The organism is Bartonella fuyuanensis, from assembly GCF_014197255.1.
Taxonomy (GTDB): Bacteria; Pseudomonadota; Alphaproteobacteria; order Rhizobiales; family Rhizobiaceae; genus Bartonella; species Bartonella fuyuanensis.
In genome coordinates, this window is the sequence record NZ_JACIFE010000033.1 from 1 (window position 1) to 7,478 (window position 7,478).

The following is a 7,478-nucleotide window of genomic DNA, read 5'->3' on the forward strand; positions in this document are numbered from 1 at the left end:
CACTGGCCTTCCTCATAGCTACCATCACCGCCTAAAGATCTCGCAAAACTGCGACCCAAAGTATAAAGCTGAGAACCATTAATGGCATCATGAGAGTCAACAGAAATATCTCCATATCCAACATTTGTTATTTTTTTGCCTCCAGCATCAATACCCCTGGTGGTTATTTGGGGACCTCCAGAAATTACTAAGCCTTTTTTATCTAAAGTATTCATGCCTGTTTTTACACTATCCAGTGCAATGTCCTTTGCTAAATCAAATTGTATCTTATTGTCTTGAACGCCTTTGATGATTTCAAAATTCTTACTTCCAGAAGCTAAATCCACCGGATCGTCTATCCCCACAACTTTAGTATTTTTACCATCAACAGACAGCTTCCAGCCTTTATCCACGTAATTTTGTAACTCTTTTAATTGCGCAACATTCACCGCATCGGTGTCGTTCGTACCAGCTGAAACACCTACAATCTGTCTGGTTTTACCTGCCTCAACATTCCCAATACTGAGTGCACCAAGGTTACTCCACCATATATTGTCCTTTGTATTTTCATCTGAATTTGCTTTAATACTGGGGTTATATCCTCCAACACCAGCTGCAACATTAGCCACAGAAAATGAACCCAAGGCGATACCATCTTGAACTAATGCTTGTACATCTTTACCAAACGCAAGCGCATTGATGTCGCTAGCTTTTGCATCCCAACCAAATGCAAACGAATTTTTGCTGCTGGCTTCTGCCCTATAACCAAATGCAATCGCATGGTCATCGCTGACTTTTGCAATGGTGCCAATAGCAATTGAATGATTCCCCTTAGCTAAAGCACCATTACCTAGAGCAATCGCATTGATCAATTTTCTCTCTTCATCCGATGCCGTTACATATGCACCTTCATCCGATGCCATTACATATGCACCTTGTCCAATAGCAATTCCGCCAAAGACATTAACTGTTGCATGAGTACCAATAGCAATTGCATGTTCGGCATCTAATCTAACATTTGCGCTATTACCCATAGAAATCGAACTTATCCCTAGAGCTATAGCATGTTTAAAAATGTGATCAGTCGTATTAATTTCTAGACCTTTAACAACCACAGAATCTTGTAATGCCTTTAGCTGCGCAACATTGACAACATCAGTATCTGAAGTGCCCGCTGCTACTCCTCCAATTTGCCGTGTTACGCCCCGCAAAACATCACCAACACTAACGCCCGCGGAAGTACTTCTCCATACAAAGCTTGGATCTGTTGCATCTCCTCGGATAACAGGATTATAACCTGCAACATGCCTATCAACCGTCGCTACAGACTCAGTACCTAAAGCAATACCGTCGCTTGTTCTCGCCTCCGAAAGAAATCCTATAGCAACAGTATAGGGCTGCCGTGCACGTGCACGAGAACCCAAAGCAACTGCACCCCTTGTTATAGCTTGAGCAAAAGAACCTAAAGCTGTTGCATATTCACCCCGAGCCTCTGTAACATTAGGTACGCTTTCCTGATAGTCAGTATATTCAGAACCGATTGCGATACTGCCTTTCCCTGTAGCCCTCACCTTGTTACCTATAGCTATACTATTTTCTTTTACCGCCTCTGCCCCATAACCCAAAGCTATAGAAAACTTTTGCATTGCTTTTGTCTGCGTACCAATAGCAATCCCTTCAGCCGCGGCTCCATATACATATGCCTCATAACCAATAGCAATCGCATCATCCGCATAACTATGTGCTTTACTACCGAAAGCTATTGAAAAATTACCAACTGAAACTGTCCTCTCTCTCTCAACCCAGCTATCAGTTAAAGAAGAGCCGATTGCAATGCTATTTCGAGTATCTCTATTTTTACCAGCTAAAGCAGTTAAGCCGATAGCAATCCCTTGCTCAGCATGCGTTTCTGCTACCTGCCCTACAACAATAGCATCATGAGAATCTCCCTGAGATCGTACACCAAAGATGATAGGATTCCCCAATCCTTGCAGATCCCTCCCCTGTGCTATCTGCCTACTGAAAACAGGGGTAGCATGAGAATTCCCCCCAAACTGTACACCATAGACAAGAGAATTCTCCAGCCCCGTAGTCGAATCCATGGGGAGGTCATTTGCAACTCCTAGAATGGGAACTGCTCTTTTCATTTTTTTGCTACCAACACTCAGATCAATTGAACGTACAGAATCGTTGACTTCTTCCAAAACATTGATAACAGAATTATCATAACCTACAGAAAGGGTTTTGTAGTCACTAAGAGCATTGTCTTTTGGCATTAACTCTGTATGCAGCAATATTAAATCATTGTTTTTGGATTTATCAGAAGAAACATTCAAACCAGCAACAGAAATGATGCTTTGTGGATAAGATACGACAGTATTGTCAACACCTTCAAGAAATGTGTTTCTAAAATCAGTATTCGCTGAAAAAACAGGAGAAACATTCGTAAAAAATGCTGCCATTGCAATAAAAAAAATCCCCTTCATTACAGAACATAAATAAAGAAAATGAAGATAATTTACACCATCGCAGATTCGTGTGGCATAGATTTTTTTCATAATAAATTCTCCGAATAAGAAAAATATATTAATAACATTGAAAAGACACATTTCAGCTCTAGGAGTATTTTGGATGTGTAGTTTTCGTTTGTTCTTTATAAAATTTGTATCTAATCGCAGAGCTAAATGGGAATGACCAAGACTTTCATAAAATTTGCGATTGGCGTTGGTTAATTATTAAGTTAATGGTGTTTTGATTCTTTATTGTTTTAAGTAGGGTGTATTTTTTGCAATAAAGTTTTTGGATTTGAGAATGAAAAAAGAAATGGACGTAAAAAAGACATATTTTTATGTTGGTGTTTTTTTGAATGTTGGGATTCTTAACGTGAGAGAGTTCATTGGTGTGTTTAAGGAGTTATGAATATTTATTGCCGCACTGAAGATGTATTTTGGTGGCTTTTATTATGGATCTATTTTATTTTTGTTGTAAAAGTAATCTGTGTGTTTTTGGGTTTTGCAATAATTTCTCTTATAGGGTTTTGAGATAAGATAGGTGTAATTGCATGTGTTTCTCATTGTTCTTCGCACCTCCCTTTGCGATGAATTTTTCCTTTTCCATTTTTAGCAGAATGAGTCTTAGAAAAGATATTTTTTGACTTTATGGGATTTTGAGAAAAATAGCAAGAGGAAATGAATTTTATTACAGAATGAGTCTTTCCAATTTATACAATCATGAAATCTCTATAAGAATTTATCGTTTCAATGCATTGCAGTATGGGCTGGAAGAGAGAGATTTTGTTCCGTATATTATTTGCAAGGCTCTATTTCTCACAAAATGAGTCTTACTAAGAATGTGACTATAAAACATGTTGTTATGAGAAATTTATGCTTTTAAACCTCTATAACCTTTCAGGTAAATACTTTCTCTTTAACTAAATTTAAATGCAAAATTTTCGCCAATGCTTTATTCAGACAAGAGCAAAAGTTTGGTTAAATGGGAGTTTTTCGTATTATCAGTTTATTTTAATTGTAGAATGATTCTACCATCTACACCTCATTCATCTCCGGCACTGGTTGCTGATAAATTAGAGCGAATTTTGCTATTTTCAGAATCGCATTAAAGCATTAAAAATGCTTTGCTTATGTAAAGGTTGGGGATCTAGGGGGAATTGAAAATAAAAGCAATCTCCCTCATGATAGCAATTGCTGGGTTGATGATAATTCATGTTATAAAATTTGGTCGTGTTTAGGGAAATGCAAGGGACTATAATACTACTAGCTAGCGTGAGTGGTTTTTGTGAAGTTTATAAACGATAATGTCGTCAATATAATGGATAAAACAGAATAAAAAACAGGAGAGACGTCTTTTTTACGGTTATAAACCTATCATAAAAGAGAGAATTCCAAAAAGGAAAGCTATGCTAACTGATATAGTTCAGCTTTTAAATATTGATTTTAAAGATTCAAATGAATTGCCCATAATGGAGTAATGAATGCATATATACAAAATGTATTACATTGTAAACGCTCTATTCGATTGATTAAAACTTATTAAAAGAAATATAAATGGTAGCTATGATTTTGATATCATCCATTAGTGTGAGAAAATCTGTAACGCTTTTCATTGTTACTAAACGTATTAATCATAATGTCTTTATCTTTAAAGAGATTCATTTGAAACGAAGCACATGATCAAAATACTCCTTGAACACGTTTCAAAATACTAAGCTCAATATCAATCTGAGTGAATTCGAATAGCTTACATTATAAATAAAACGTAGCAAATAAATCCAAACACTTGGTAAGTTTATATCAAGATAATCGAGGGAAAATGCCTATTAACTGAATGTCATAATAAAACCCATTTTTACATTTATGAGAATTGTTTTTTTTAACAACTTTTCATAAAACAATGAACAAATATCTTTATAAAATGTAAGTTTTTAAAAACTGTTATAAAATCTAGCTTTTAACCGTGCCTTGCCTTATAGAGTTATTTATAGAATAAGTCTTTCTAATTCATGAAGTAATTCTAAAATTTATAGCCTCATTATTTACTCTATAAATATTTATAGAAGTATTTATATATCATTGTGGTTTAGATAAACTTGTTTTGACCAAGGAATTTGGATGCAATCATCATCGCTGTTGCATCCAAAAATAATTAAAATAGTAAAAAATAGAATTTTTTAGCAATTTAAATAGAGATGTATCATTATGGATTCTAGCATGCCTTTTTGTAAAAAAATTAAAGTATATATTGCTCTTTAGATTACAGTTTACAGCTCTGTTAAATATTTATGTTAACCCAGATATTATTATAGCATACATTGCACATAGCTAAAGTAACAATTAACAATTTATTTTTTTTCTTTTTGATATCCCCAAGATTACAATTTAACACTTAAAATTTTATATTTTTATAAGATTTAATGTTATTAACGATAACCTTGCTAACTTGTAGAAAAGCAATGATTTATAATGATAACTTAGTGTTATTCATATTGTGAGAATCACAAATAACGTAGGATTCTCTCATTTCAAAGCAGTTTATCTTGCACATTACAAGCGGAATGAGTATATGGATAAAATTTGTACAAGAACGGACTAAAAATGACTCTGCTGTTCGAGCAGTTCCAGCTTTTGTATGCCAAATAGGAGCAAGTATATTGCGTATCTCTGTTTGGGTAATCTCAGAAACGGGCATACAGCCTAATTTAGGGAGAATATGAAGGCGTAATGGTAAAAACCAATGTTCATTTCTCCTATCCCCTTTTAATTCAGCTGTCCGACTTTCAAAAGTATCCACGGCAATATCTTTTAAAATAATGGAGATTGCTTATTGCTTCACGCTTTTGTTTATTACGTTCTTTAATGGGGTCACGTCCCTCATGTAAAACAGAGCGCCATTAATTTGCACATTCACGGGCTTGTTTTAAAGAGACATCTCTCAAAGCACCTAATTCCATTTCACGATGACGTCCGTGAATGATATAATGATAAATTCATTAAGCATCTTCATCTCACGCTTATGAAGTAGCAGGGCCATCATTATATTTTCCAGCTCCCAATGTTGTGACAAATCTGGCATTAAACTGATTCATAAGAACCATTTTTAGTCCTTTCTTATACAGTTTTTATTTACACACCAGCTCCACTTGTTATGTGCAAGCAAGTGATTGTGATTGATTCAAAATAGGCAGATTTGAAATGAGAGAATCCTGCGTTATTCGAAACTTTCCTTCAATACAAATCAATATTTTATCATCAGATTATCGAATTCATGATGAAGCAATTCCAAAATTTGGTAGTGATGATGATTATTACCATCATGAATATTATGATGAGGCAATGTAATTAACACTAAGCGCGGCGGGGACGCTCCTCTTTAAACATCTCATTCTAAAATTTAAATCTCCTTATAAAGGAATTGTGCCCTACAAAAGAAGTTTGCACTCATAAATGAAACGTGTGTATTTGGTAATCAGACTCTTTATCGCATTAAAGCATTAAAAGACTTTTCTGATGTTAAGCAGGTAACTTAGGTGGTTTTATTGAAAAGGAAGATAACCTCTCCCATGATGACAATTGCTGGGTGTATGATGATGCTTATGTCTATGGTCATGCGCGGGTGTATGACGATGCAAAAATACGGCATTATTCTCAAATTCTGTGATCAAATCTATAGCAATGCAAAACTCAACAAAAAACATTGAACTATCAAAAATAGATCAGAATCAGATTAGAAAAACCAAAATAGGGGGAAGATCTAAAATATCTTTTTAAGGAGATTTGCTTCCATGCTGTAGTTTACTAAACAAAAAATATAAATTTACAGGTGATATAAGAAACATTAGGGGACACAAGGTTTATCGTATATCGTATCAAAGCTGTTAAGCATTTTGCTAATGTTAAAGCAGATGATATAGGTGGTTTTATAAAAGAGAAAAGAGTTTATCTCATTATAGCAATTGTTAAATATACCCTAAAGCTTTTGTTTATGACAATGTCAAAGTTTATGACAATACTAACATTTTAGGTGAGTTACACTATTATATCCGAAAATATGATAATTAAGCTATAAATAATCTAAAAAATATAATATTGTAAATAAATAATAATCTTCCTTCAATATTGTAATAAAAATTCGTAATTATATGATTTAGTAATGTTTTAAAATTTTATCTTATCTCAAGATAATTATCCTCTTAAGAATAATCTAATGTTGCTATAATAGATATAGATTTTATGCTCCCCAATTTGGGGGGGGGAGTAATAATTTTGTTTTTATTATGTGATTAACAAATCAATCTTTAAAATAAGAGTGATCTTTAAACGTATGTTATCAATAATTTCAAATAACTAAATTTTTAAAAATGTGATTTGTGCTGTGATAAAAATTTATGAACTGTTATGAATGATAACTGCTTTTCATTTCATTTGAATACACACATGCGTTACAATATTTGCATCATGATTTGTTTTTTATGGTCTATTCATACATGGCACAATCTTATATAATAAATCACGTATAAAAATGTGAATTCTTAAGTGGTTTCTTATAAAATAATTGCACTCAACTCATTAACTTTACTAGTTTTTTTATGTATAATATGGTTTTTAATTATTGACTTTTAGCGATCTTCCAAAACAATCTTCATCTACTGTTCGATGGTAATCATGTGACAACTAACCAGTTTCCCACTGCTTCTTTCGAATTTGCGCAAAGTATGTCGCTCTTCACATCTTTTCTTTTTCATTTTCAGCATCTATGCTGACAATATTATATGTGAAAATCGTTCTTTTAACCGTACCATACTTTTCATCCTTATTTTGGGTTAGACAAGAGCGATTTTCAAAATAATTGTAGTGAATTTATTAATTTAGCGTTAAGCTTAATCCTACACCTACACCCCAATGGCCTCCAGCACTTGTAATAGATACATTCGAGCGAATATTTCCATCTTCAGAAGTATAACCAGCTCCAACAGCAAAAGCAGA

General features: G+C 33.9%; 2 protein-coding genes and 3 pseudogenes. 2 read left to right on the forward strand and 3 right to left on the reverse strand.

Translation table 11 applies throughout. The features are described from left to right. Positions 1–2,537, reverse strand: a pseudogene (locus GGR08_RS07325) (hypothetical protein); the annotation flags it as partial. 2,560 nt (positions 2,538–5,097) lie between these two features. After that, a pseudogene (locus GGR08_RS07330) lies at positions 5,098–5,590 on the reverse strand (integrase arm-type DNA-binding domain-containing protein); the annotation flags it as partial. Positions 5,591–5,687: 97 nt separating this feature from the next. Here GGR08_RS07330 and GGR08_RS07335 point away from each other — a divergent pair. Both GGR08_RS07335 and GGR08_RS08440 read left to right on the forward strand, forming a co-directional pair. Next, complete coding sequence (locus GGR08_RS07335) at positions 5,688–5,834, forward strand: hypothetical protein (RefSeq protein WP_183194676.1); 147 nt, start codon at positions 5,688–5,690, stop codon at positions 5,832–5,834. A 101-nt stretch (positions 5,835–5,935) separates the two neighbouring features. After that, a pseudogene (locus tag GGR08_RS08440) lies at positions 5,936–6,178 on the forward strand (hypothetical protein); the annotation flags it as partial. Between the two features lie 1,177 nt (positions 6,179–7,355). Here the strand turns inward: GGR08_RS08440 and GGR08_RS08695 are convergent. Continuing rightward, on the reverse strand, positions 7,356–7,478 hold a 123-nt coding region (locus tag GGR08_RS08695; protein WP_183194675.1), incomplete at its 5' end, for a YadA-like family protein.